Genomic DNA, 23,044 nt, shown 5'->3' with positions numbered 1-23,044 from the left:
CGTGGAGGGGCGCTCAGCGCACTCTAGTAATGAGCCTGGCGTCCGCCAACCGCGCCACGGCGGCTAGTCCGGGACGCGGCGGTAGGCGCCGTCGCTGGCCGAGGTGGCCATCGAGGCGTACGCGCGCAGGGCCGCCGACACCGGCCGCTCCCTGTCCACCGGGGTGTACGGGCGGTCGCGCTTCTCCTGCGCGACGCGCCGGGCGTCCAGGACGTCGGCCGGCACGTTCAGCTCGATCGACCGGTTCGGGATGTCGATGGCGATCTCGTCGCCCTCCTCGACCAAGGCGATCAGCCCGCCGGAGGCCGCCTCGGGGGAGACGTGCCCGATCGACAGGCCGGACGTGCCGCCGGAGAACCGGCCGTCGGTGAGCAGCGCGCAGGACCGGCCCAGCCCGCGGCCCTTGAGGAACGAGGTGGGATAGAGCATCTCCTGCATGCCGGGGCCGCCCTTCGGGCCCTCGTACCGGATGACCACCACGTCCCCGGCGGCCACCGACTTGTTCAGGATGCCCTCGACGGCGGCGTCCTGGGACTCGAAGACCCGCGCCGGCCCGCGGAAGGTGAGGCACTCGTCGGGCACCCCGGCGGTCTTCACCACGCAGCCGTCCGGCGCGAGGTTGCCGTGCAGGATGGCCAGCCCGCCGTCGGCCGAGTACGCGTGCTCCCGGTCCCGCACGCAGCCGCCGGCCGCGTCCGTGTCCAGCGACGACCAGCGGTTGGTGGTGGAGAACGGCTCGGTGGTGCGCACCCCGCCCGGGGCGGCGTGGAACAGCTCGACCGCCTCCCGCGTGGCGGAGCCGCCGCGGACGTCCCAGTCGGCGAGCCAGCGCTCCAGCGTGGGGGAGTGGACGGCGTGCACGTCCCGGTTGAGCAGGCCGGCGCGGTCCAGTTCGCCGAGGATGGCGGGGATGCCGCCGGCCCGGTGCACGTCCTCCATGTGGTACTGCGGCGAGTTCGGGGCGACCTTGGCCAGGCAGGGCACCCGGCGGGAGATCGCGTCGATGTCGGCGACGCCGAAGTCCAGCTCGGCCTCGCGGGCGGCGGCGAGCAGGTGCAGGATCGTGTTGGTCGAGCCGCCCATCGCCACGTCCAGGGCGACCGCGTTCTCGAACGCGGCCCGGCCGGCGATCGCGCGGGGCAGCACCGAGGCGTCGTCGCCGTCGTACCAGCGCTTGGCGATCTCCACGACGGTGCGGCCGGCCTCGACGAAGAGCGACCGGCGCGCGGCGTGGGTGGCCAGCGTCGAGCCGTTGCCGGGCAGCGCCAGGCCGATCGCCTCGGTCAGGCAGTTCATCGAGTTGGCGGTGAACATGCCGGAGCAGGAGCCGCAGGTCGGGCAGGCGGAGCGCTCGATGGCGCCGAGCTGGTCCTCGGTGACCGACTCGTTCGACGCGGCGATCATCGCGTCGATCAGGTCGATCTTGGAGTGGACCACGCCCTCGATCGCGACGGTCTTGCCGGCCTCCATGGGGCCGCCGGAGACGAACACGGTGGGGATGTTGAGCCGCAGCGCGGCCAGCAGCATGCCCGGAGTGATCTTGTCGCAGTTGGAGATGCAGACCAGGGCGTCCGCGCAGTGCGCGTTGACCATGTACTCCACCGCGTCGGCGATCAGCTCGCGGCTGGGCAGCGAGTAGAGCATCCCGCCGTGGCCCATGGCGATGCCGTCGTCGACGGCGATCGTGTTGAACTCCCGGCCCACCCCGCCGGCCTCGGCCACCGCGTCGGCGACCAGGCCGCCGAGGTCCTTGAGGTGTACGTGGCCGGGGACGAACTGGGTGAAACTGTTGGCGATGGCGACGATCGGCTTGCCGAAGTCGTCGTCGGTCATCCCGGTGGCCCGCCACAGGGCCCGGGCGCCGGCCATCGTCCGACCGTGCGTGGAGGTCTTCGACCGCAGCTCAGGCATGCCTACCAGTCTGACACCACCGGCCGGGCCGCTCCCAGCCGCGCACACCGCGTCCCAACAGATGCACACCCGGTACCCCACGGCGTGCGGTCATCCGGCAGAGTTGAGGCGTGCACTTCCCCCCGGGCATGGTCGCGGTCGCGGTGCTGAGTGGGCTCGTCGCCGTCGTCGCCACCGGGCTGCTGGCCACGATCGTCCGGCGGCTCGGTCGGCCGTGCAGGCAGGGCGCCGTCCTGGTCGCCGTCGCGGCGGGGTTCGCGCTGGCCAGCCTCCTGGTCGGGCTCACCGCGGCGTTCGGCGTCGGGTACGACGCGGACCAGCGGGGGCAGCGCGTGGGCTGGGCGACCCTGGCCTCGGCCGGCACCGCCGCGAGCGCGCTCGCGTTCGGCGCGGGACTGCTGCGGCTGCCCGGCGCCCCGAACACCCCGGCGGCCCGGGCGCGGCTGTTCCTGGACGGCCTGATCATGGCGACCGCGCTGTGGTTCGTCGGCTGGGTGCTCGTCTCCGAGCCCACCCGGCTGCTGGGCGTCGCGACGCCGCTGGCGTGCGTACCGATCCTGCTGGCCACCGTCGGCGCCGCGCTCGCCGTGGGGCTCGCCGTGGTCGTGCTCACGCGGGCCACCCCGCCCCGGCGCCGGCTGGTCTGGCTCGGCGCCGGGATCACCGCGGCCACCTGCGGCGGGCTCGGCATCGCGGTGGGGCTCCTGCAGGCCCTGCCGGCGATGGTGGTGGCCGGCGCCGGACTGCTCGCGGGCGGGCTGCTGGCCGCCGCGTTCGCCGTGCACCGGGCCGCGCCGACCGGCGAGATCGAGGTCGACCTGATCGGCCGGGACGGCGCGTACGCCTTCGTGCCGATGCTCGCGATGGCGGCGTCGGCGATGTACCACCTGTTCCAGGGCGGCCGGTTCGACGCCCTGGGCATCGTCGCCGGCAGCGTCGAGGGCTTCGCGCTGGTGGCCCGGCAGCAGTTGACGCTCAACGACGTGCGCGGGTACGCGGGCCGGCTGGCCGCGCGGGAGGCGCACTTCCGGGAGTTGGCGCACACCGACCCGCTGACCGGCCTGGCCAACCGGCGGGGCCTGTTGCGCGCCCTGCACCGGGCCGCCGCCTCGGGCGCCCCGCGCGTGCTGCTCGGCCTCGACCTGGACGGCTTCAAGAACGTCAACGACATGCGCGGGCACGACGTCGGCGACAACGTGCTGGCGGAGGTGGGGCGGCGGCTGCGTGGCAACCTGCGGCCCGGGGACCTGGCCGCCCGCCTGGGCGGGGACGAGTTCGCGGTGCTCATGCCCGGCTGGGAGGCCGACGCGGGCCGGGTCGCGCAGCGCCTGCTCGGGGTGCTCGGCGAGCCGTACCAGCAGCCGGACGGGCCGGTCTTCCTCTCGGCCAGCATCGGGGTGGCCGCCCAGTCCGACGACCCGGACGTGGAACTGCTGCTGCGCAACGCCGACCTGGCCCTGCGCTACGCCAAGCAGCGCGGCAAGGACCGGATCGAGCACTACGACGCCGCGTACGACCAGCGGCTGCGCCGCCGCACGACGCTGGAGCACGAACTGCGCGGCGCGATCGAGCGCGACGAGCTGCGGCTGGCGTTCCAGCCGGTGGCCTCGCTGCCGTCGGTGCGCCCGGTCGGCGCGGAGGCGCTGCTGCGCTGGCACCACCCGGAGCTGGGCAACGTCCGCCCGGACGAGTTCATCCCGCTGGCGGAGGAGTGCGGGATGATCGCCAAGCTCGGCGCCTGGGTGCTGCACCAGGCGTGCTGGCAGTTGTCCCGCTGGCTGGCCGACGGGCACGACGTCTGGGTCTCGGTGAACGTCTCGCCCCGCGAGCTGCACGCGCCGGAGTACGTCGTCCAGGTCGCCGACGCGCTGCGCGCCCACCACGTGCCCCCGCAGCGGCTGGTGCTGGAGGTCACCGAGCACGCCGTCGCCACCGACCTGGACGAGCTGATCCGGCGGCTGACCGCGCTGCGGCGCACCGGCGTCCGGATCGCGCTGGACGACTTCGGCGCGGGCTACTCGTCCCTGGGTCAGCTGCGCCGCCTCCCGATCGACATCCTCAAGATCGACCACAGCCTCGTCGCCGAGCACGAGCCGGTCCGCCCGGCGGACACCGAGGGGCCGGCCTTCGCCCCGATGGTCGACATCGTGATGCGGCTGGGCCACCAGCTCGGCCTGCAGGTGATCGCCGAGGGGGTCACCACCCCGGCGGAGCTGGCCGCGGTGGTCGCCGCCGGCTGCCGGTTCGGCCAGGGCGCACTCTTCGGCTGGGGGGTGCCGGCCGAGCATCTGGAGGCGATGCTGGAGGCGGCGACCTCGGCCGGCGCGCGCCCCGCTCCGGCCGTGACCCCGCCCGGCTCCGCCGTGACCTCCACCACCTCTCCGCCCGGCTCGGCCGTGACCTCCGCCACCTCGCCGGCCGGTTCGGCCGTGACCCCCACCACCTCTCCGGCCGGCTCCGCCGTGACCCCCACCACCTCTCCGGCCGGCTCCGCCGTGACCTCCGCCACCGCGCCGTCCGCCGCGTCTGGGCGGCTGTCCCCGGCGCCCGCGCAGCGCCCCGCCGAGGAGTCGTCCGCGCAGCTCGGAGCGGGGGTCGACGGCGCGTCGCCGGGCGGCGCGCCGACGTCCGTGAATCAAAATGTGGGATCAGTTGACTCATCGCGTGAGATGCGTCAGGCTTGACCACATGCCGTCGAACCGGTTCCCGCGAGTACTTACCTGAGCGCACTCTCCGCCGTCGAGAGTGCGCTGGCCCCGTGCATCTGCACGAGGGCCGTTTTTGTTGCCGTCGGACCCAGCGCCGGCGGGCCCCGCCCGCGGCGCACCGCTTGAAGAGCCCCAGCCACTCGAAGCCGAAGGCCTGAACCGCCATGACGCGACCAACGCCAGAGACACTCGCCCACTCCGCCCGCCGATCCCGACCCGCCGGTGAGCCGGCGACCGACGCCGACCGGGCCGCACCGGCCGCCCGCGCCACCGCCCCGGCGGTACGGCAGTCCGAGCCCGTCCAGGTCTCCGGGGCCGGCTCCCTCGTGCGGTCCCTCGAGGCGCTCGGCGTGGACGTCGTCTTCGGCATCCCGGGCGGGGCGATCCTCCCGGCGTACGACCCCCTCTACGACTCCACCGTCCGGCACATCCTGGTCCGGCACGAGCAGGGCGCGGGCCACGCGGCCACCGGGTACGCCCAGGCCACCGGCAGGGTCGGCGTCTGCATGGCGACCTCCGGCCCCGGCGCGACCAACCTGGTCACCCCGATCGCCGACGCGTACATGGACTCGGTGCCGATGGTGGCGATCACCGGCCAGGTCCCCCGGCCGGCGATCGGCTCGGACGCCTTCCAGGAGGCCGACATCCAGGGCATCACCCTGCCGATCACCAAGCACAACTTCCTGGTGCAGACGCCCGAGGAGATCCCGCAGGTGCTCGCCGAGGCGTTCCACCTGGCCGCGACCGGGCGCCCCGGCCCGGTCCTGGTGGACATCCCCAAGGACGTCCTGCAGGCGCAGACCACGTTCACCTGGCCGCCGACGCTGGACCTGCCCGGCTACCGGCCCACCCTGCACCCGCACGGCAAGCAGATCCGGGAGGCCGCCCGGCTGATGACCTCGGCCCGCCGCCCGGTGCTCTACGTCGGCGGCGGGGTGCTCAAGGCCGGGGCCAACGAGGGGCTGCGCCGGCTGGCCGAGCTGACCGGCATTCCGGTGGTCACCACCCTGATGGCGCTCGGCGCGTTCCCCGACTCGCACCGGCAGCACCTGGGCATGCCCGGCATGCACGGCACGGTCGCGGCGGTCTACGGCCTGCAGAAGGCGGACCTGATCGTGGCGCTGGGCGCGCGGTTCGACGACCGGGTCACCGGCCGGCTGGACACCTTCGCCCCGGACGCCGCCGTCGTGCACGCCGACATCGACCCGGCCGAGATCGGCAAGAACCGGCACGCGGACGTGCCGATCGTCGGCGACGCCCGGCACGTGATCGACGAGCTGATCGCGGCGGTCACGGCCGAGCGGGCCGCCCATGAGCCGGCCGACCTCGCCGACTGGTGGAACCAGCTGGACGACCTGCGCCGGCGCTACCCGCTGGGGTACGAGGAGCCGGCAGACGGCACCCTGTCCCCGCAGTACGTGATCGAGCGGCTGGGCAAGATCGCCGGGCCGGACGCGATCTACGTCGCCGGGGTCGGCCAGCACCAGATGTGGGCCTCCCAGTTCATCTCGTACGAGAAGCCGTACACCTGGCTCAACTCCGGCGGCCTCGGCACGATGGGGTACGCGGTCCCGGCCGCGATGGGCGCCAAGGTCGGCCGGCCGGACACGGTGGTCTGGGGGGTGGACGGCGACGGCTGCTTCCAGATGACCAACCAGGAGCTGGCCACCTGCGCCCTGGAGGGCATCCCGGTCAAGATCGCCGTGATCAACAACGGCAACCTCGGGATGGTCCGGCAGTGGCAGACGCTGTTCTACAACGAGCGGTACTCCAACACCGAGCTGGGCACCCACAAGCACCGCATCCCGGACTTCGTCAAGCTCGCCGAGGCGCTCGGCTGCGTCGGCCTGCGCTGCGAGAGCGCCGCCGACGTCGACAAGACCATCAAGGCGGCCATGGAGATCAACGACGTGCCCGTCGTGATCGACTTCGTGGTCGGCAAGGACGCGATGGTGTGGCCGATGGTGGCCGCCGGCACCAGCAACGACGAGATCATGTTCGCCCGGGGTGTCCGCCCCGCGTTCGACGAGGACGAACTCTAATCATGACGACGCAGAGTCTGCACACGCTGTCCGTACTGGTGGAGAACAAGCCGGGCGTCCTGGCCCGGGTCTCTGGGCTGTTCTCCCGGCGCGGCTTCAACATCGACAGCCTCGCCGTCGGCGAGACCGAGAACCCGGACGTCTCCCGGATCACCATCGTGGTCAACGCCGAGTCGTCCCCGCTGGAGCAGGTCACCAAGCAGCTCAACAAGCTGGTCAACGTGCTCAAGATCGTCGAGCTGGACCCGCAGGTCTCGGTGGCCCGGGAGCTGCTCCTGGTCAAGGTCCGCGCCGACCGCAGCGCCCGGGCGCAGGTGTTGGAGACGGTCAACCTGTTCCGCGCCCGGGTGGTCGACGTCGCGCCGGACACGTTGACCATCGAGGCCACCGGCACCCCCGACAAGCTGGACGCGCTGCTGCGCGACCTCGAACCGTACGGGATCAAGGAGATGGTCCAGTCGGGCACGGTCGCCATCGGGCGCGGCTCGCGCTCGATCACCGTCGGCCCCGCCCTGCGGGCCGCCTGAACTCCCTCCGCCGGCCGGCCTGTCGGGCCGCCCGGGAACAAGCCCCATCAGCCACAGGAAACAACGACGGGCCACCCGGGCCGCCGTACGAAAGGGAAGTCAATGAGCGTTGAGGTGTACTACGACGACGACGCGGACCTGGGCCTGATCCAGGGCCGCAAGGTGGCGGTGATCGGGTACGGCAGCCAGGGCCACGCCCACGCGCTGTCGCTGCGCGACTCCGGCGTCGACGTGGTGATCGGCCTGCCGGCGGGCTCGAAGAGCCGCCCGAAGGCGGAGGAGCAGGGCCTGCGGGTGCTCACTCCGGCCGAGGCGGCGGCCGAGGCCGACGTCATCATGATTCTCGCCCCGGACACCGCCCAGCGGGCCCTGTACGCCGAGTCGATCGCGCCCAACCTGGCCCCGGGCAAGGCGATCTTCTTCGGACACGGCTTCAACATCCGGTACGACCTGATCAAGCCGCCGGCCGACGTGGACGTCGCCATGGTCGCCCCGAAGGGCCCGGGTCACCTGGTCCGCCGCCAGTACGTCGACGGCAAGGGCGTGCCCTGCCTGGTCGCCGTCGAGCAGGACGCCTCGGGCTCCGCGTTAGCCCTCGCCCTGTCGTACGCGAAGGCCATCGGCGGCACCCGGGCCGGCGCGATCCGGACCTCCTTCAAGGAGGAGACCGAGACCGACCTGTTCGGCGAGCAGGCGGTGCTCTGCGGCGGCGCGGCGGCCCTGGTCCAGACCGGGTTCGAGGTGCTCACCGAGGCCGGCTACGCCCCCGAGGTGGCGTACTTCGAGTGCCTGCACGAGCTGAAGCTGATCGTCGACCTCATGTACGAGGGCGGCATCGCCCGGATGCGCTACAGCATCTCCGACACCGCCGAGTACGGCGACCTCTCCCGCGGCCCCCGCGTGGTCGACTCGCGGGTCAAGGAGGAGATGCGCAAGATCCTGTCCGAGATCCAGTCCGGCGAGTTCGCCCGCGAGTGGGTCGCCGAGGACGAGGCGGGCCGGCCGAACTTCAGCAAGTGGCGGGCCGAGGGCGCGGCGCACCCGATCGAGGAGACGGGCCGGAAGCTGCGGGACATGATGAGCTGGGTGGACCAGCCCATCACCGAGACCGCCTGAACCGGCGCCGCCGGACAGACCGAGACCGCTTCGACCGGCATCGCCCGAGGCACGCGGTGGCCGCCCGACGCTCTTCCGGCGTCGGGCGGCCACCGCTGTCCACTTCTGCGCCCGGAACCCCCGCCCATGTCGGGTTTGTGAGGGCGCTCACCCCTCCGCCCGTGCCATGTCGGCCGGGCTGCACCCTACGATCGCGGTAGGTGCGTAGCGGCGCACCAGACGGCCATGGCACGACTGAGCGCGGGGCGCAGTACGGCGTCCCGGGCATCCCGGCCGCCGCCACCCGACCTCTACGAGGACCGATGACTCCTGTCGTACTGATCGCCGAAGAACTCGCCCCCGCCGCCATCGAGGTGCTCGCCCACGACTTCGATGTCCGGCACGTTGACGGCACCGACCGCCCGGCCCTGCTCTCCGCCCTCTCCGAGGCCGACGCGGTGATCGTGCGCAGCGCCACGCAGATCGACGCCGAGGCGATCGCCGCGGCGCCCCGGCTGAAGGTGGTCGCCCGGGCCGGCGTGGGCCTGGACAACGTCGAGGTGCCGGCCGCCACCGCCCGGGGCGTGATGGTCGTCAACGCGCCCACCTCCAACATCGTCTCCGCCGCCGAGCAGGCCGTCGCGCTGCTGCTCGCCGTGGCCCGCAACACCGCCAGCGCCAGCGCCGCCCTGAAGGCCGGCGAGTGGAAGCGGTCCAAGTACACCGGCGTCGAGGTGCAGGGCAAGACGGTCGGCGTGGTCGGCCTCGGCCGCATCGGCGTGCTCTTCGCGCAGCGGATCGCCGCCTTCGGCACCCGGCTGATCGCGTACGACCCCTACATCCAGCCGGCCCGCGCGGCCCAGCTCGGGGTGCGCCTGGTCGGGCTGGAGGAGCTGCTCCGGGAGAGCGACTTCATCTCGATCCACCTGCCGAAGACCCCGGAGACCGTGGGCCTGATCGGCGAGAAGGAGCTGGCGATCGTCAAGCCGGGCGTGCGGATCGTCAACGCCGCCCGGGGCGGGCTGGTCGACGAGCAGGCCCTGGCGGACGCGATCGCCGAGGGCCGGGTGGCCGGCGCCGGCGTGGACGTGTACGCCAAGGAGCCCTGCACCTCCTCGCCGCTGTTCGCCTTCGACAACGTGGTGGCCACCCCGCACCTGGGCGCCTCCACGCACGAGGCGCAGGACAAGGCCGGCCTGGCCGTGGCCAGGAGCGTGAAGCTGGCCCTGCAGGGCGAGTTCGTGCCGGACGCGGTCAACGTGCAGGCCGGCGGCGTCGTCGCCGAGGACGTCCGGCCGCTGCTGCCGCTGGCGGAGAAGCTGGGCCGGGCGTTCACCGCCCTCGCGGGCGGGGTGGCCGCCAGCGTCACCGTCGAGGTGCGTGGCGAGATCGTCAACCACGACGTGTCGGTGCTCAAGCTCGCCGCCACCAAGGGGCTGTTCAGCTCGGTGGTGGAGGAGCAGGTCACCTACGTCAACGCGCCGCACCTGGCCACCGAGCGCGGCGTCGAGGTCACCCTGGTCACCCAGGCCGAGACGACGGACCACCCGAACCTGGTGACCGTCCGCGGCGCCCTGCCGGACGGCCGCACGGTCAGCGTCTCGGGCACCGTGACGCACGCCGGCGCGCGGGAGGTCATCAAGCTGACCCAGGTGGACGGCTTCGACGTGGAGATCGGCGCGGAGGGCATCCTGCTCTTCCTGCGCTACGTCGACCGGCCGGGCGTGGTCGGCACGGTCGGCACGCTGCTCGGCGCGGCCGGCATCAACATCGCGGCGATGCAGGTCGCCCGTCGGGAGGCCGGCGGCGAGACGCTGATGACCCTCACCGTCGACCAGGCGCTCGGCGCGGACCTGCTCACCTCGGCGGCCGACTCGATCGGCGCGGTCTCGGCCAGCGCCGCGGACCTGCGCGACGAGTAGGCGCCGCCCACGGCCTGCCCGGCGGGCAGGCCGTGCGGAGGTTCCGCCCGCGTGTGACCCCCGGGGGCCCGGCCGCACGGCCGGGCCCCTCGCCGTGTCGGGGAAACGTCGCCGGATCAGCGCCGCACGGAGGCGGGCGGCGGGTAGACGGAGCCGTCCTGGTAGTCGAAGAGCATCAGGTTGTGTTCTCCGGCGAGCCGCTCGATGTCGAGCAGCACCTGGTCCTCGCAGGCCGGGTTGAGGTTCATGACGATGTGGTCGGCGGTCGCGTGCAGCGGCGACACCTCCCACGGCGACCCCTCGCCTGTCCGGTCGGGGTAGTTGGCCGTGATCGCCCGGTAGAAGGCGACCACCCGCGGGTCCGGGTAACGTTCGCCGTGCTGCCCCTGATGGCACCGTTGCACCGCTGCCCGCACGTCCGCGGGCGTGGCTCCGTCCGGGAGAGCCCATACGCTCAGATCGAAACTCACGGCGGACAGCGTGCCATCTTGCGCCCGGGAAGTCACCGCGACCCCGCCGCAGGTCAGCCGGGAACATTCCACATCGTCCCGTCGGGACGGTCCGCTGTGGAGACTCTTGCGACGAGTTACGTCAATTCGATAGCGTACTCGTGCGGTCACTGGCTGAGTTCGGTCGTCGGCCCGTCTTCGGGTGACGTGGTCGGACGTCCGGCCCGACCAGTCCGCGCCCCTCGATTGCGCGAGCCACGCGCACTCGTCGCTGACCGGCCCCCACGGTCGTTGCCGAGACCCTGGGGGCCGATCGCGGGCCGCCCACAGCCGGGATGCGAGATCCGGCCGGAGGATCGGTCAGCGGTGGGCGAACAGCGCCCGGTAGTCCGAGCCGCCGCGGAACCAGACGAGCCCGGTCGGGCCGGCGGCGTAGAGCGCGGTGGCGTACGCATCGGCCACCGCGAGGTCCGGGCCGATCACGGTGGCGGAGGCGAGCTGGTCGGCGGGCTCCCCGGTGTGCGGGTCGACGACGTGCCCCCGCCGCCCGGTCACGCCGGAGGTGCCCACCGCGCCGGCCGTCATCTCCAGCACCAGCGGGGTCCGGCGGGCGTCGGTGGGGTGGTGCACCGCGACGCGCCACGGGCCGCCGTGCGGGGCGTGGCCGCGTACCACGAGGTCGGCCCCCGTGAGCACGGCGTAGTCGTGGATGCCGGCGGCGCGCAGCCGGGTCGCGGCCCGCTCCACCGCCCAGCCGCCGAGCAGGCCGCCCGGGTCGAAGCCGCCGGGCACCGCCCAGGCGTCGAACCACCCGTCGGTCGCCGCCCGCATCGCGGCGCAGCGGTCCACCAGGTCGGCCAGCGGGGGGTACGACTCGGGGCTGATCTCCCCCCGGCGCAGCCGGGACACGAGGCTTTTGGGCCGGGTCGGGCCGTACGTGAGGTCGATGGCGCGCAGCTCGCCGACGGCGTCCGCCAGCGCCTCGCCGACGCCGCGCCGGCCCAGCCACTGCGGGGCGTTGAGCAGCAGCGAGTACTCGGCGGGGCCGGTACGGACGGTGTGCCGTACGACGATGCGGTCGACGGGGGTGGCGGCGGACCGGTCGAGGCGGTGGCTGCGGGCGCCGAGCCGCAGGTCGGGGCGCCGGCTGCGGAGGCCCTGGTCAACCCACCGCGGCTGCGGCTGCTCGTGGGCCCAGCGGGGGCGGGGCTGCTCGTCGATGCGCATGGCCTGCTCCTTCGCTGACGGCGCCGCGGCGCTGCGGCGAATTCCGTCACGGGCCCGTGACCCGCTCGGCACTGACCCTAGGCCGCGAAGATGGCCGCCCCATGAAAGCCGTCTGGGAACCTGCTGTGCATCCGCATTTCCCAAATCATGGAAGGGTTGTACCGGGAGGCGGGACGGAGTCGTACGGTTGCAAAGAACGACGAGGCGAGGGAGCGCAGGACGTGGCACGCATCGCGGTGGTGGCCGGGGACGGGATCGGGCCCGAGGTGGTCGCGCAGGCCCGGAAGGTCCTCGACGCCGTGCTCCCCGGGGTGGAGGCCACCGAGTACGACCTCGGCGCCGCCCGGTACCACCGTACGGGCGAGGTGCTGCCCGACTCCGTCCTGACCGAGCTGGCCGGGCACGACGCGATCCTGCTGGGCGCGGTCGGCGACCCGAGCGTCCCGCCGGGTGTGCTGGAGCGGGGCCTGCTGCTCAAGCTCCGCTTCGCCTTCGACCAGTACGTCAACCTGCGGCCGTCGCGGCTGTGGCCGGGCGTCGCCGGCCCGCTGGCGACCGTCAAGCCCGGCGAGGTCGACCTGGTCGTGGTGCGCGAGGGCACCGAGGGGCTGTACACCGGCGCGGGCGGCTCGCTGCACCGGGACACCCCGGCCGAGGTGGCCACGGAGGAGAGCCTGAACACCCGGCACGGCGTGGAGCGGGTGATCCGGGACGCCTTCGCCCGGGCGGAACGCCGCGAGCGGCGCAAGGTCACCCTCGTGCACAAGACCAACGTGCTGACCCACGCCGGGTCGCTCTGGGCCCGTGCGTTCGAGGCCGTGGCCGCCGAGCACCCCGACGTCACCACCGAGTACCAGCACGTCGACGCCGCCGCCATGTTCCTGGTCACCCAGCCCCAGCGGTACGACGTCGTGGTCACCGACAACCTCTTCGGCGACATCCTCACCGACATCGCCGCCGCGGTGACCGGCGGCATCGGGCTCGCCGCCAGCGGCTGCATCAACCCCGAGGGGCGCTACCCGTCCATGTTCGAGCCGGTGCACGGCTCCGCGCCGGACATCGCCGGCCAGGGCGTCGCCGACCCGGTCGCCGCGGTCCTCTCCGCCGCCCTGCTGCTGGACCAGCTCGGGCACGCCGAGGCCGCCGCGCGGGTGACCGCCGCCGTCGGCACGGAGCTGGCCAACCGGGCCCCGGACGTACCGCTGCGCACCGCCGAGGTAGGCGACCGGCTCGCCGCGTACGCGGTGGCCTGACCAGGTGTCCCGTCGCCGCGAATGCGGCGATCCGACCAGGTGTCCCGTCGCCGCGAATGCGGCGATCCGACCGGTGTCCGGTGGCCGCCTGGGCGGGGGATCTGTCCAGGTGCCCAGCCGCTGCGTACGCGGCGGCCTGACCGGTATCCGACCACCAGGCGCCCGACGGGGCGTCCGATCTGCCCGAACCTGCGTCCGGCGCGCCTGGTCGCGACCACCGACCTACCTGCTCAGGGGCGGTGGGGGTAAGTTTCTGGCAACAGCTGAATCGGCATGCGGTCCCGCATGCCGTTGTCCCGCAGGGAGGTCCGCGCGATGAGCGGTGGTGACATGCTCGACTTCGAGATCCGTCCGAATCCCGCGCCGGTATCGGTCGCCGACCGGGCCGCCCTGCTCGCCAACCCGGGCTTCGGACGGGTCTTCACCGACCACATGGTCACGATCCACTACGCCGAGGGCAAGGGCTGGTACGACCCCCGGGTCGAGGCGCGGGCGGCCATCCCGCTGGACCCGGCCGCCGCCGTGCTGCACTACGCGCAGGAGATCTTCGAGGGGCTCAAGGCGTACCGGACGGCCGACGGCGGGGTGACCTTGTTCCGGCCCGAGGCCAACGCCACGCGGTTCGCCGCCTCCGCCCGCCGGATGGCGATGCCGGAGCTGCCGGTGGAGACGTTCGTCGAGTCGCTGCGCCGAATCGTCGAGATCGACCATGACTGGGTCCCGGAGGGTGAGGACGGCAGCCTGTACCTGCGGCCGTTCATGTTCGCCAGCGAGGTCTTCCTCGGCGTCCGGCCGGCCAACGAGTATCTCTACGTGGTCATCGCCTCGCCGGCCGGGGCGTACTTCACCGGTGGGGTCAAGCCGGTGACGGTCTGGGCGTCGCCGGACTACACCCGCGCGGCCCCCGGCGGCACGGGCGCGGCGAAGTGCGGCGGCAACTACGCCGCCTCGCTCGCGGCGCAGGCCGAGGCGATCGAGGCGGGCTGCGACCAGGTGGTGTTCCTGGACGCGGTGGAGCGGCGCTACGTCGACGAGCTGGGCGGGATGAACGTCTTCTTCGTCTACGACGACGGCACCCTGGTCACCCCGCCGCTGACCGGCACGATCCTGCCCGGCATCACCCGGGACGCCGTCCTCACGCTGGCCGGTGACGCCGGGCTCGACGTGCAGGAGCGGCCGGTCAGCTTCGCCGACTGGCAGGCCGACGCGGTCAGCGGCCGGCTGCGGGAGGTCTTCGCCTGCGGCACCGCGGCCGTGGTCACGCCGATCGGCGGGGTCCGCTTCCCGGACGGCGAGTTCCTCATCGGCGGCGGGGAGCCGGGCCGGGTCACGATGGAGCTGCGCCAGCAGTTGGTCGACATCCAGCGCGGCCGGGCCGCCGACCCGCACGGCTGGGTCGTCCGGGTCCTCTGACCGCGGGCACCTGCCGGCGCATGCGTCACCGGGCCCTGCCCGGCACGCGCCGGCAGGTGCCGGTGTCGCGGGTTCGCGGCCTGTAGCTACCTGTGGCCGGTGTCGCGGGTTCGCGGTCTGGCCGGTAGCTTTCCGCGGCCTGTGGAGCTGCCCGCGCAGACGGGGCACGCGTTCGCGGCAACGCCCCGGCTGGCCGGGCGAGGAGCCGTGCGGCAACGCCCTGCCCGGGTGGGCGCGGAGCCAGGCCTGGGCGCACGGATGGGGCAGCTCCACAGGCTTGCGCGACACGAGGCGGCACCGGTCGCCCGCCCGACCGCCTCCGAAGTTCACTCCAGCAGGTGGGCGCGGAGCGCGGCGAGCTGGGCGTCGGTGACCCCGGCGTGCCGCAGGTAGCCCTCCACCGAGCCGTGCCCCTGCCGCAGCTCGGTCAGGAAGAGCGCCATGGCCTCGGCCCACGCTGACACGGTAACGGCCGGCGGGGACGTACCCGCCGGCCGTGACGTCGGACCGCCCCGCCGGCCCGGACGGTCAGCGCGTCGTGCCCGGCGGCACGTCGGTGTAGCTGACGTCGTAGTAGCCGCCGAGCCGGTCCCGGTACGCCGGGTCGCCGTGGCTGTTCTCGTCGTACTCCGGCGCGGCCTTGATCTGGTCCCGCGTCCGGTCGACGTGGACCTCGCGCGCGTCGTGGTCGACGTGGCTGACCGTGCCGGCCGGCAGCATGACCTTCTTGCCGAAGATCCACCGCCCGGTGTCGACCACCAGGTAGCTTCCGCCGACCTCGTGGCTCGCGCTGTCGATCCTGCCGATGCCGCCGTCGGTGGCCTCGACCCGGTAGCCGACCAGGTCGACGTCGGTGACCGAGGACCGGTCGCGGTAGCTCCAGGGGTCGAAGGAGCCGGCGGGGGCGCCGCCGGCGACGGCCCCCTGACCGCCGTCGACGATGGGATCGGGGCTGGCGTGCACGGCGCGCGGGTCGAGCCTGTCCATGGGTGACTCCTGGGTCGCCTCGGAGAGAGCGGATGTCCGTGCACACCCGTACCCGGGGGCGTTCGCCCCTACACGCCGCCGCCGGACCGGCCGCCGCCGGGCGTCGATGGAGACGGCGACGGGCCGGCGCCGTGCGTGCGGCGCCGGCCCGTCGGGGCGTACGGCTCAGGCCAGCGCGGCCTGCGCGTCGAGGGCCACCGCGGCCGCGTGCACGACGGCGGCGATGCGCAGCCCCTCGTGCACCTGCTCCCGGGTGAACCCGGCGGCGCGCAGCGTCTTCTCGTGCGACTCCAGGCAGACGCCGCAGCCGGTGATGGCCGAGACGGCGAGGCACCACAGCTCGAAGTCCGCCTTCTCCACGCCCGGCCTGGCGATGATCTGCATCCGCAGCCGGGCCGGCATCGACGCGTACTGCTCGTCGCCGATGAGGTGCTTGGCCCGGTAGTAGACGTTGTTCATCGCCATGATCGTGGCGGCGCCCTTGGCCGCCTCGACCGCCTCCGGCGTGAGGTGCCCGGCCGCCTCGGCGGCGATCTCCCGCAGCACCTGCGGGTTGCGCGCCGCGACCGCGCAGGCCAGGGCGGTGCCCCAGGCCTGCTCCGGCTTCAGCGTGGAGGTGGCGACGGTGGAGCCGAGGTTGAGCTTGATGTCCTTGGCGTACTCGGGCAGGGCCGCCTTGACCGCGTCCAGACCCATCGTCAGGCCCCGGCGCCGGCGAGCAGCCTGGTGGCGTCCAGGGTCTCGCCGCCCTTGTTCCAGTTGCACGGGCACAGCTCGTCGGTCTGCAGGGCGTCGAGCACCCGCAGCACCTCGGAGACGTTCCGGCCGACCGAGCCGGCGGTCACCATGGCGAACTGGATCTCGTTGTTCGGGTCCACGATGAAGGTGGCGCGCTGGGCCACGCCGTCCTCGCCGAGCACGCCGCAGGCGTCGGTCAGCTCGCGCTTGATGTCGCTGAGCATCGGGAAGGGCAGCTCGCGCAGGTCCGGGTGGTCCTTGCGCCAGGCGTAGTGGACGAACTCGCTGTCCACGGACACCCCGAGCACCTGGGCGTCCCGGTCGGCGAACTCGCCGTTCAGGCGGCCGAACTCGGCGATCTCGGTCGGACAGATGAAGGTGAAGTCCTTCGGCCAGAAGAAGACCACCCGCCACATGCCCTCGTGGGACTTGTGGTTGATCGACTCGAACGCCTTCTCGGCGTCCAACGACACGCAGGCGGTGAGCTCGTACTCGGGGAAGCGGTCACCGACAGTGAGCACGGGTCCTCCTTGACAGTGGCACAAGGCCGGAAACTGGATCAGTTCCAGATACTGCCGCAGTGATGTTTCGCCTTGATGGCGCCCAGGTGACTTGTGAAGTCGATCACCTGTGCCGGATTTTGCCCCGGTGAGGGGTCGGATCGGGCCCGGCGACCCTCCGTGACCGTCTCGTCATATGGACTGGTTCTCCCAGAAGTGGGGGAGGGGTGGCAGAGTGGGGAGCGTGACCAGCACCCTCGTCATTATCGGCAACTAGCGCGCCCGGCCCACCCCGCCGAGCGCGCAGACCTCCCGCAACCGCGGGGGGTCTTTTTGTTGGTCCGGTCGCCGCTGCCCCCTGCCCAACCCGCGCCTGAAAGGACTCCCATGACGTTCCAGGTCTACGACACGACGCTGCGCGACGGCGCACAGCGTGAGGGGCTCAGCTACTCGGTGGTCGACAAGCTGGCCGTGGCCCAACTGCTGGACGAGTTCGGCGTCGGCTTCATCGAGGGCGGCTGGCCGGGGGCGGTGCCCAAGGACACCGAGTTCTTCCGGCGCGCCCGCACGGAGTTGAACCTGAAGCACGCCGTGCTGGTGGCGTTCGGCGCCACCCGCAAGGCCGGCGTGGCGGTGGCCGACGACCCGCAGGTCCGCGGGCTGCTCGACGCGCAGACCCCGGCCGTCGCGCTGGTCGCCAAGGCCGACCTGCGGCACGTCGAGCGGGCGCTGCGCACCACCCCCGCCGAGAACCTGGCGATGATCCACGACACCGTGACGTTCCTGGTCGCCGAGGGCCGGCGGGTCTTCGTCGACGGGGAGCACTTCTTCGACGGCTACCGGCACGACCCGGCGTACGGGGCCCAGGTGGTCGAGACGGCGCTGGCCGCCGGTGCCGAGCGGTTCGTGCTCTGCGACACCAACGGCGGGATGCTGCCCTCCCAGGTCACCGCCGCGATCGCCGACCTGACCGCGCGCACCGGCGTCGACCCGGGGCGGCTCGGCATCCACTGCCAGAACGACACGGCCTGCGCGGTGGCCAACACCATCGCCGCCGTCGAGGCCGGCGTCCGCCACGCTCAGGGCACCGCCAACGGGTACGGCGAGCGCCCCGGCAACGCGGACATCTTCGCCGTCGTCGCCAACCTCCAGCTCAAGCTCGGGATGCCCGTCCTACCGGACGGCTGCCTGGAGCAGATGGTGCGGGTCTCCCACGCCATCGCCGAGATCGCCAACATCGCCCCCGACACCCACCAGGCCTACGTCGGGGCCGCCGCCTTCGCCCACAAGGCGGGGCTGCACGCGAGCGCGATCAAGGTGGATCCGCTGCTGTACAACCACGTCGACCCAGCCGTGGTGGGCAACGACATGCGGATCCTGGTCACCGAGATGGCCGGCCGGGCCAGCGTCGAGCTGAAGAGCCGCGAGCTTGGCCTGGACCTGGCCGGCCATCCGGAGGCGCTGTCCACGGTCACCAAGCGGGTCAAGGAGCTGGAGGCCGGCGGCTGGTCGTTCGAGGCCGCGGACGCGTCGTTCGAGCTGTTGGTCCGCTCCGAGCTGCCGGGCGCCGCGCCGGCCCGGCCGTTCGCGCTCGAGTCGTACCGGGTGCTGGTCGAGCACCGGGAGGACGGCGCCGTGGTCTCCGAGGCCACGGTGAAGATCCGGGTACGCGGCGAGCGGGTGATCGCCACCGCCGAGGGCAACGGCCCGGTCAACGCCCTGGACGAGGCGCTGCGGACCGGCCTGTCCCGGCGCTACCCGGAGCTGCGCGGCTTCGAGCTGGCCGACTACAAGGTGCGCATCCTGGAGGGCAGCAGCGGCACCGGCGCGGTGACCCGGGTGCTCGTGGAGACCGCCGACGACGCGGGCCGCGACTGGACGACGGTCGGCGTGCACCCCAACGTCGTCGAGGCGTCCTGGCACGCCCTGGTCGACGCCCTCACGTACGGCCTGGACCGGGCCCGCGTGTAGGGGCTAGGCGGTGGGCAGGCGTAGCTCGGCGAACACCGCCCGGTGGTCGCTGCCCGGCACCGGCCGCACCGCCACCGCGTGCACCGCGATCCGCCGGTCCACCAGCACGTGGTCGATCGTCACCGGCGGAATGGGATCGCCGTCGTACGGGCCCCAGGTGCCGACCAGCCCGACGCCGACGGCGTCCGCCGCGTCGACGTACCCGGTCGCCAGCAGCGCGCGCAGCGGGGCGTGGTCGAGGGTGGCGTTGAAGTCCCCGGCGAGCACGCGCAACCCGGCGTCCGGGGTGGCCGGCGGCTGGGCCGTCAGGTCGGTACGCCAGTAACCGACCTGGTCGATCGCGTACGGGGCCGCCGGGTGGGCCGACTCGACCCGCACCGGCGGCCCGCCCGGCGGCGTCACCGTCCCGTACGCCTGGCTGAACCCCCACCCGCCCCGGTTGAGCCGGACGCCGCCTCCGCTGATCGGAAAGCGGGCGTACAGGCCGGAGCCCGGGGTGCCCACCTGCGGGTTGAGCTGCCGGTGGGGCAGCAGCGCGGCCAGGCCGAGCCGGTCCAGCTCCGCCGCCGCGCCCGGCGTGAACTCCTGCACGGCCAGCACGTCGACCCGGTGCGCGCGGACCAGGTCGACCAGGGCGCGGGTGTCGGCGGCCCCGGCCAGCAGGTTGGCGGTGAGCAGGCGCAGCGTGGGCCCAGTCGCGGGCGGTCGCGGCGACGGCAGCGCCCGGGGCGCCACCACGCCGAGCAGTGCGGCGGCGACCAGGGCCGCGACCGCCGCCGGCCACCGGCGCCGCAGGGCGAGGGCCAGCAGCAGCGGGGCCGGCGTCCAGGCGGCGACGTACGGGGTGAAGGCGACCGCCTGCACGAGGGGCCCCCGTTCCAGGCCGGGCAGTCGGACGGCCGCCCAGAGCAGCCCGGGCGCCACGGCGAGCCAGCAGAGCCAGGTGCGTACCCGGTCCCGGCGGCCGGGCGGCGACGCGGCGCGGGTGCGGATGATCACGGCGCCAGGGTAGCCCCCGGGCGGCGCCGGTGTGGTCCGCCCGCCTTTTCCGGCGGCCTTTCATGAATGGTCGACCATTCATGTCTCGCAATTGTCCGGCTCGTACGACGAATGGCGACACGCGATGTCGTCATTGACGGCCGGCTTCTGTCAGTGCTACGTTCCACCTGGTTCCAGGCCCCGCAACTATCCGTAGTAATTCCAGCTCAGGCCTCGTGTAAATTACTCGCGGCGGGCAATTCTCGGCGCAGTTGGGCAATTGTTGCCGCAATTGTTTCGCGCCTGCCCGGCCTTGGAGCCACGGAATCAAGGCCGGCCCGTCGGATGCGGGTCGGCCCCATCACCCCGGTCAACTGAGGGAGACCTGTCATGCCCACATTCCTGCGACGCAAGGCGGCGGTCACGCTCGGCGTGCTGGCGCTCACCCTGGCGGGCGGTGGCATCGCCGCCGCCCAGCCCTCGGCGAAGTCCGTCGACCTCGCGCAGCCCGTCGCCCGCAAGGTCGACTCGCAGCCTGCGGTGAGCGCGGAGTCCGCGCGGCTGTCCCGCTCGCTGTTGGCGAAGCCCTCCGCCGACATCGCCACCACCGTCGACATCGTCGTGGTGAACGCGAACGGGACCAAGGCCCGGGGCGTGGGCTTCGTGATCAAGTACGGCGTCGGCGAGTACGAGGTGCAGTTCGGTCACGTCGTCAGCCGGGGCGTCTACGTCGCCTCGATCGGCCGGCCGGACGACTGCTGCATCCCGCCCGGCGGCGAGGCGTCGGTCGCGCCCCGGCTCCAGACCCCCAACGGCGTGTTCGTCCAGACGCGCAACTCGGCGGGCGCCCCGGCCAACCTGCCCTTCCACCTGGTCGTGCACACCCCCTGACCCGGCCTGCCGGCGATGCCGGCACCGGCCCCCGACCGCCTCGGGGGCCGGTGCCGCGCCGTTTCGTCCCGGCCGGCCGCGCCCCGCCCGCTCGTCCCGTTCGGGGTGGAATGGGGTGCCGACCCGCCCGCAGGGCCCGCCAGGGGCGGATAATCCGACGTTTGTCCGGGCGGCGGCGCGGGAAGCAAGCACCGTGACGGACATCTCGGACACCCTGGCCAGCCTGCCCGGCCCGGTCGAACCCGACGCGGCGGGCGCCGAGCTGGAACAGACCCTCTTCGAGGTCAAACGCGTGATCGTCGGGCAGGACCGGCTCGTCGACCGCCTGCTCACCGCGCTGCTCGCCGAGGGGCACTGCCTGCTGGAGGGCGTACCCGGCGTGGCCAAGACGCTGGCCGCGCAGACCCTCGCCACCGTGGTCGGCGGCACCTTCTCCCGGATCCAGTTCACCCCGGACCTGGTGCCCTCCGACATCGTCGGCACCCGCATCTACCGGGCCGCGAAGGAGACCTTCGACGTCGAGCTCGGGCCGGTCATGGCGAACCTGGTGCTCGCCGACGAGATCAACCGGGCGCCGGCCAAGGTGCAGTCGGCGCTGCTGGAGGCCATGGCCGAGCGCCAGGTCTCGATCGGCGGCCGCAGCTGGCCGGTCCCCGAGCCGTTCCTGGTGCTCGCCACGCAGAACCCGATCGAGTCCGAGGGGGTCTACCAGCTTCCCGAGGCCCAGCGGGACCGCTTCCTGATGAAGATCGTCGTCGACTACCCGGGCGACGACGACGAGCTGGCGATCCTCTACCGGATGAGCGCCGACCGGCCCGTCGCGCACCAGGTCCTCGACCCCGTCCGGCTGCGCGGGCTCCAGCGGCGCGCCGGCCACGTCTTCGTGCACCACGCCGTCGCCGAGTACGTCGTCCGGCTGATCCTCGCCACCCGCGACCCGGGCCGGTTCGGGCTGCCCGAGGTCGCCCCGCTGCTGGCGTACGGGGCGAGCCCCCGCGCCACCCTCGGCCTGGTCGCCGCCGCCCGGGCCCAGGCGCTGCTGCGCGGCCGGGAGTACGTGGTGCCGGAGGACGTACGGGACCTGGCCGTGGACGTCCTCGCCCACCGGCTGGTGCTCTCCTTCGACGCGGTCGCCGACGGGGTGTCCGCCGACGCGGTGGTCCGCCGGCTCGTCGACGCGGTGCCGCCGCCCCGGGTCGCCGCCGGCCGGCCCGAGCCCGCCCCCGACCTGGCGGCGGCGTGAGGCGCGCGGCGGTGAGAAGGGAACCCTTCTCCACCGGGGGCGTCAAGGAGGGGCCCCTTCCCGCGCCGCAGGCGGTGGCCGCCGAGCCGACCCTGGCCGACCTGGCCCCCGACCAGCGGCTGCGCCGGCTGGAGCTGACTGTGACCCGCCGCCTGGACGGGTTGCTGCACGGCCAGCACCATGGCCTGCTGCCCGGCCCGGGCAGCGAGTTCGCCGGCAGCCGCGAGTACCGGCCGGGCGAGGACGAGGTGCGCCGGATGGACTGGGCCGTGACCGCCCGCACCACCGTCCCGCACGTCCGCGAGGTGGACGCCGACCGGGAGCTGACCACGTGGCTGCTCGTGGACGCCAGCCCGAGCATGGAGTTCGGCACCGCCGAGCTGGACAAGCGCGAGCTCGCGGTGGCCGCCGTGGCGGCGGTCGGCTTCCTCACCGCCGGCGTCGGCAACCGGCTCGGCGCGCTGCTGCTCGGCCCGGAGAGGCTGCGTCGGTTCCCGCCCCGCAGCGGCCGGACCCACCTGCTCGGCCTGCTCCGTACGCTGCTGGCCGCGCCGCGCGCCGGCCGGACCGGTCCGGAGGCCGCCGAGCCCGGCGCGCCGCTGGCCGACGGGCTGGCCGCGGTCGGGCGGGTCGCCACCCGGCGGGGCCTGGTCGTGGTGGTCTCCGACTTCCTCGACGCGCTGCCGGACGATCCGGCGGAGCCGCCCCCGTGGGAGCCGACGCTGCGCCGGCTCGCCGTCCGGCACCAGGTGCTCACCGTGGAGGTGACCGACCCGCGCGAGCTGGAACTGCCGGACGTCGGCCTGATCACCCTCGTCGACCCCGAGTCCGGCAGGCGGCGGGAGGTCTGGACGGGCGACCGCCGGCTGCGCGAGCGGTACGCGGCCGCCGCCGCCGCCCAGCGCGGGCAGGTCCGGCAGGTGCTGCGCCGGTGCGGGGCGACGCACCTGCCGCTGCGCACCGACCGGGACTGGTGCGCCGACGTGGTGCGGCACGTGCACGCCCAGCGCCGGCTGGCCCTGGCCCCGACCTCCGGGTCGGGTTCGGCGCCGCCCGCCGGCGCAGGCCGGCCGGGCCCTGGGCCGCGCGCCGGGACCTCCGGGTCGGGTTCGGCGCCGCCCGCCGGCGCAGGCCGGCCGGGCCCTGGGCCGCGCGCCGGGACCTCCGGGTCGGGCTCGGCGCCGCCCGC

The 23,044-nt window shown here is 73.7% G+C and carries 16 protein-coding genes and 2 pseudogenes; 11 read left to right on the top strand and 7 right to left on the bottom strand.

The genetic code is table 11. The annotated features are described in order from the left end of the window. Nucleotides 1-63: 63 nt before the first annotated feature. Nucleotides 64-1,911, bottom strand: coding sequence for a dihydroxy-acid dehydratase (gene ilvD, locus ACGFIZ_RS27070; RefSeq protein WP_393423704.1), 1,848 nt, complete (start codon nucleotides 1,909-1,911; stop codon nucleotides 64-66). A 128-nt stretch (nucleotides 1,912-2,039) separates the two neighbouring features. Between ilvD and ACGFIZ_RS27065 the strand changes: the two are divergent. The 5 genes and pseudogenes from ACGFIZ_RS27065 (at nucleotide 2,040) to serA (ending at nucleotide 10,205) form a co-directional block, all read left to right on the top strand. Then, nucleotides 2,040-4,311, top strand: a pseudogene (locus ACGFIZ_RS27065) (putative bifunctional diguanylate cyclase/phosphodiesterase). Between the two features lie 472 nt (nucleotides 4,312-4,783). After that, nucleotides 4,784-6,661: an acetolactate synthase large subunit gene (locus ACGFIZ_RS27060; protein WP_393423702.1), complete on the top strand. Its 1,878-nt coding sequence runs from the start codon at nucleotides 4,784-4,786 to the stop codon at nucleotides 6,659-6,661. Between the two features lie 2 nt (nucleotides 6,662-6,663). Then, nucleotides 6,664-7,188, top strand: coding sequence for an acetolactate synthase small subunit (gene ilvN, locus ACGFIZ_RS27055; protein WP_393423700.1), 525 nt, complete (start codon nucleotides 6,664-6,666; stop codon nucleotides 7,186-7,188). A 102-nt stretch (nucleotides 7,189-7,290) separates the two neighbouring features. Next, nucleotides 7,291-8,304 carry a ketol-acid reductoisomerase gene (gene ilvC / locus ACGFIZ_RS27050; protein WP_393423698.1) on the top strand — a complete coding sequence of 338 codons (1,014 nt, stop codon included), beginning with the start codon at nucleotides 7,291-7,293 and terminating at the stop codon, nucleotides 8,302-8,304. Between the two features lie 302 nt (nucleotides 8,305-8,606). Beyond that, nucleotides 8,607-10,205 carry a phosphoglycerate dehydrogenase gene (serA, locus tag ACGFIZ_RS27045; RefSeq protein ID WP_393423696.1) on the top strand — a complete coding sequence of 533 codons (1,599 nt, stop codon included), beginning with the start codon at nucleotides 8,607-8,609 and terminating at the stop codon, nucleotides 10,203-10,205. 116 nt (nucleotides 10,206-10,321) lie between these two features. Here the strand turns inward: serA and ACGFIZ_RS27040 are convergent, their stop codons facing one another. Beyond that, a complete protein-coding gene (locus ACGFIZ_RS27040; RefSeq protein WP_347669706.1) occupies nucleotides 10,322-10,675 on the bottom strand; it encodes a hypothetical protein in 354 nt (117 codons plus the stop codon). Between the two features lie 339 nt (nucleotides 10,676-11,014). Continuing rightward, entirely contained in the window at nucleotides 11,015-11,881 is an 867-nt protein-coding gene (locus tag ACGFIZ_RS27035) for an FAD:protein FMN transferase (protein WP_393423694.1), read from the bottom strand. A gap of 221 nt (nucleotides 11,882-12,102) precedes the next feature. Here ACGFIZ_RS27035 and ACGFIZ_RS27030 point away from each other — a divergent pair, with 221 nt between their 5' ends. Together ACGFIZ_RS27030 and ACGFIZ_RS27025 are read left to right on the top strand one after the other, a co-directional pair. Further along, nucleotides 12,103-13,134, top strand: a complete 1,032-nt coding sequence (locus tag ACGFIZ_RS27030) for a 3-isopropylmalate dehydrogenase (protein WP_393423692.1) — start codon at nucleotides 12,103-12,105, stop codon at nucleotides 13,132-13,134. Nucleotides 13,135-13,449: 315 nt separating this feature from the next. Beyond that, complete coding sequence (locus ACGFIZ_RS27025) at nucleotides 13,450-14,547, top strand: branched-chain amino acid aminotransferase (protein WP_393423690.1); 1,098 nt, start codon at nucleotides 13,450-13,452, stop codon at nucleotides 14,545-14,547. Nucleotides 14,548-14,873: 326 nt separating this feature from the next. On the opposite strand, the gene ACGFIZ_RS27020 is transcribed toward ACGFIZ_RS27025, so the two are convergent. The 3 genes from ACGFIZ_RS27020 to ACGFIZ_RS27010 all read right to left on the bottom strand — a co-directional run bounded on the left by ACGFIZ_RS27020 (nucleotide 14,874) and on the right by ACGFIZ_RS27010 (nucleotide 16,793). After that, nucleotides 14,874-15,578, bottom strand: coding sequence for a tyrosine-protein phosphatase (locus ACGFIZ_RS27020; RefSeq protein ID WP_393423720.1), 705 nt, complete (start codon nucleotides 15,576-15,578; stop codon nucleotides 14,874-14,876). Between the two features lie 121 nt (nucleotides 15,579-15,699). After that, a complete protein-coding gene (locus ACGFIZ_RS27015; RefSeq protein ID WP_393423688.1) occupies nucleotides 15,700-16,230 on the bottom strand; it encodes a carboxymuconolactone decarboxylase family protein in 531 nt (176 codons plus the stop codon). A 2-nt stretch (nucleotides 16,231-16,232) separates the two neighbouring features. After that, nucleotides 16,233-16,793: a peroxiredoxin gene (locus ACGFIZ_RS27010; protein ID WP_347669699.1), complete on the bottom strand. Its 561-nt coding sequence runs from the start codon at nucleotides 16,791-16,793 to the stop codon at nucleotides 16,233-16,235. A 366-nt stretch (nucleotides 16,794-17,159) separates the two neighbouring features. Here ACGFIZ_RS27010 and cimA point away from each other — a divergent pair, with 366 nt between their 5' ends. Further along, nucleotides 17,160-18,743 carry a citramalate synthase gene (gene cimA / locus ACGFIZ_RS27005; protein ID WP_393423686.1) on the top strand — a complete coding sequence of 528 codons (1,584 nt, stop codon included), beginning with the start codon at nucleotides 17,160-17,162 and terminating at the stop codon, nucleotides 18,741-18,743. Nucleotides 18,744-18,746: 3 nt separating this feature from the next. On the opposite strand, the gene ACGFIZ_RS27000 is transcribed toward cimA, so the two are convergent. After that, nucleotides 18,747-19,736 (bottom strand): endonuclease/exonuclease/phosphatase family protein, encoded by a 990-nt coding sequence (locus ACGFIZ_RS27000; RefSeq protein WP_393423718.1) that lies wholly within the window; start codon nucleotides 19,734-19,736, stop codon nucleotides 18,747-18,749. Between the two features lie 375 nt (nucleotides 19,737-20,111). Here ACGFIZ_RS27000 and ACGFIZ_RS26995 point away from each other — a divergent pair, with 375 nt between their 5' ends. The 3 genes and pseudogenes from ACGFIZ_RS26995 to ACGFIZ_RS26985 form a co-directional block, all read left to right on the top strand. After that, a complete protein-coding gene (locus ACGFIZ_RS26995) occupies nucleotides 20,112-20,612 on the top strand; it encodes a hypothetical protein (RefSeq protein WP_393423684.1) in 501 nt (166 codons plus the stop codon). Nucleotides 20,613-20,805: 193 nt separating this feature from the next. Continuing rightward, nucleotides 20,806-21,855 (top strand): AAA family ATPase, encoded by a 1,050-nt coding sequence (locus ACGFIZ_RS26990; RefSeq protein WP_393423682.1) that lies wholly within the window; start codon nucleotides 20,806-20,808, stop codon nucleotides 21,853-21,855. 74 nt (nucleotides 21,856-21,929) lie between these two features. Then, nucleotides 21,930-22,901: pseudogene (locus ACGFIZ_RS26985) on the top strand (DUF58 domain-containing protein); the annotation flags it as partial. Nucleotides 22,902-23,044: the final 143 nt, after the last annotated feature.

Source organism: Micromonospora sp. NPDC048830, assembly GCF_043198215.1.
Lineage (GTDB): Bacteria > Actinomycetota > Actinomycetes > Mycobacteriales > Micromonosporaceae > Micromonospora.
This window is presented reverse-complemented; position numbering and strand designations above follow the sequence as displayed.

Coding starts and splice junctions, on each gene's coding strand:
- ilvD (WP_393423704.1), bottom strand. CDS start 1,911: ATGCCTGAGCTGCGGTCGAAGACCTCCACGCACGGTCGGACGATGGCC.
- ACGFIZ_RS27060 (WP_393423702.1), top strand. CDS start 4,784: ATGACGCGACCAACGCCAGAGACACTCGCCCACTCCGCCCGCCGATCC.
- ilvN (WP_393423700.1), top strand. CDS start 6,664: ATGACGACGCAGAGTCTGCACACGCTGTCCGTACTGGTGGAGAACAAG.
- ilvC (WP_393423698.1), top strand. CDS start 7,291: ATGAGCGTTGAGGTGTACTACGACGACGACGCGGACCTGGGCCTGATC.
- serA (WP_393423696.1), top strand. CDS start 8,607: ATGACTCCTGTCGTACTGATCGCCGAAGAACTCGCCCCCGCCGCCATC.
- ACGFIZ_RS27035 (WP_393423694.1), bottom strand. CDS start 11,881: ATGCGCATCGACGAGCAGCCCCGCCCCCGCTGGGCCCACGAGCAGCCG.
- ACGFIZ_RS27025 (WP_393423690.1), top strand. CDS start 13,450: ATGAGCGGTGGTGACATGCTCGACTTCGAGATCCGTCCGAATCCCGCG.
- ACGFIZ_RS27015 (WP_393423688.1), bottom strand. CDS start 16,230: ATGGGTCTGGACGCGGTCAAGGCGGCCCTGCCCGAGTACGCCAAGGAC.
- cimA (WP_393423686.1), top strand. CDS start 17,160: ATGACGTTCCAGGTCTACGACACGACGCTGCGCGACGGCGCACAGCGT.
- ACGFIZ_RS26995 (WP_393423684.1), top strand. CDS start 20,112: ATGCCCACATTCCTGCGACGCAAGGCGGCGGTCACGCTCGGCGTGCTG.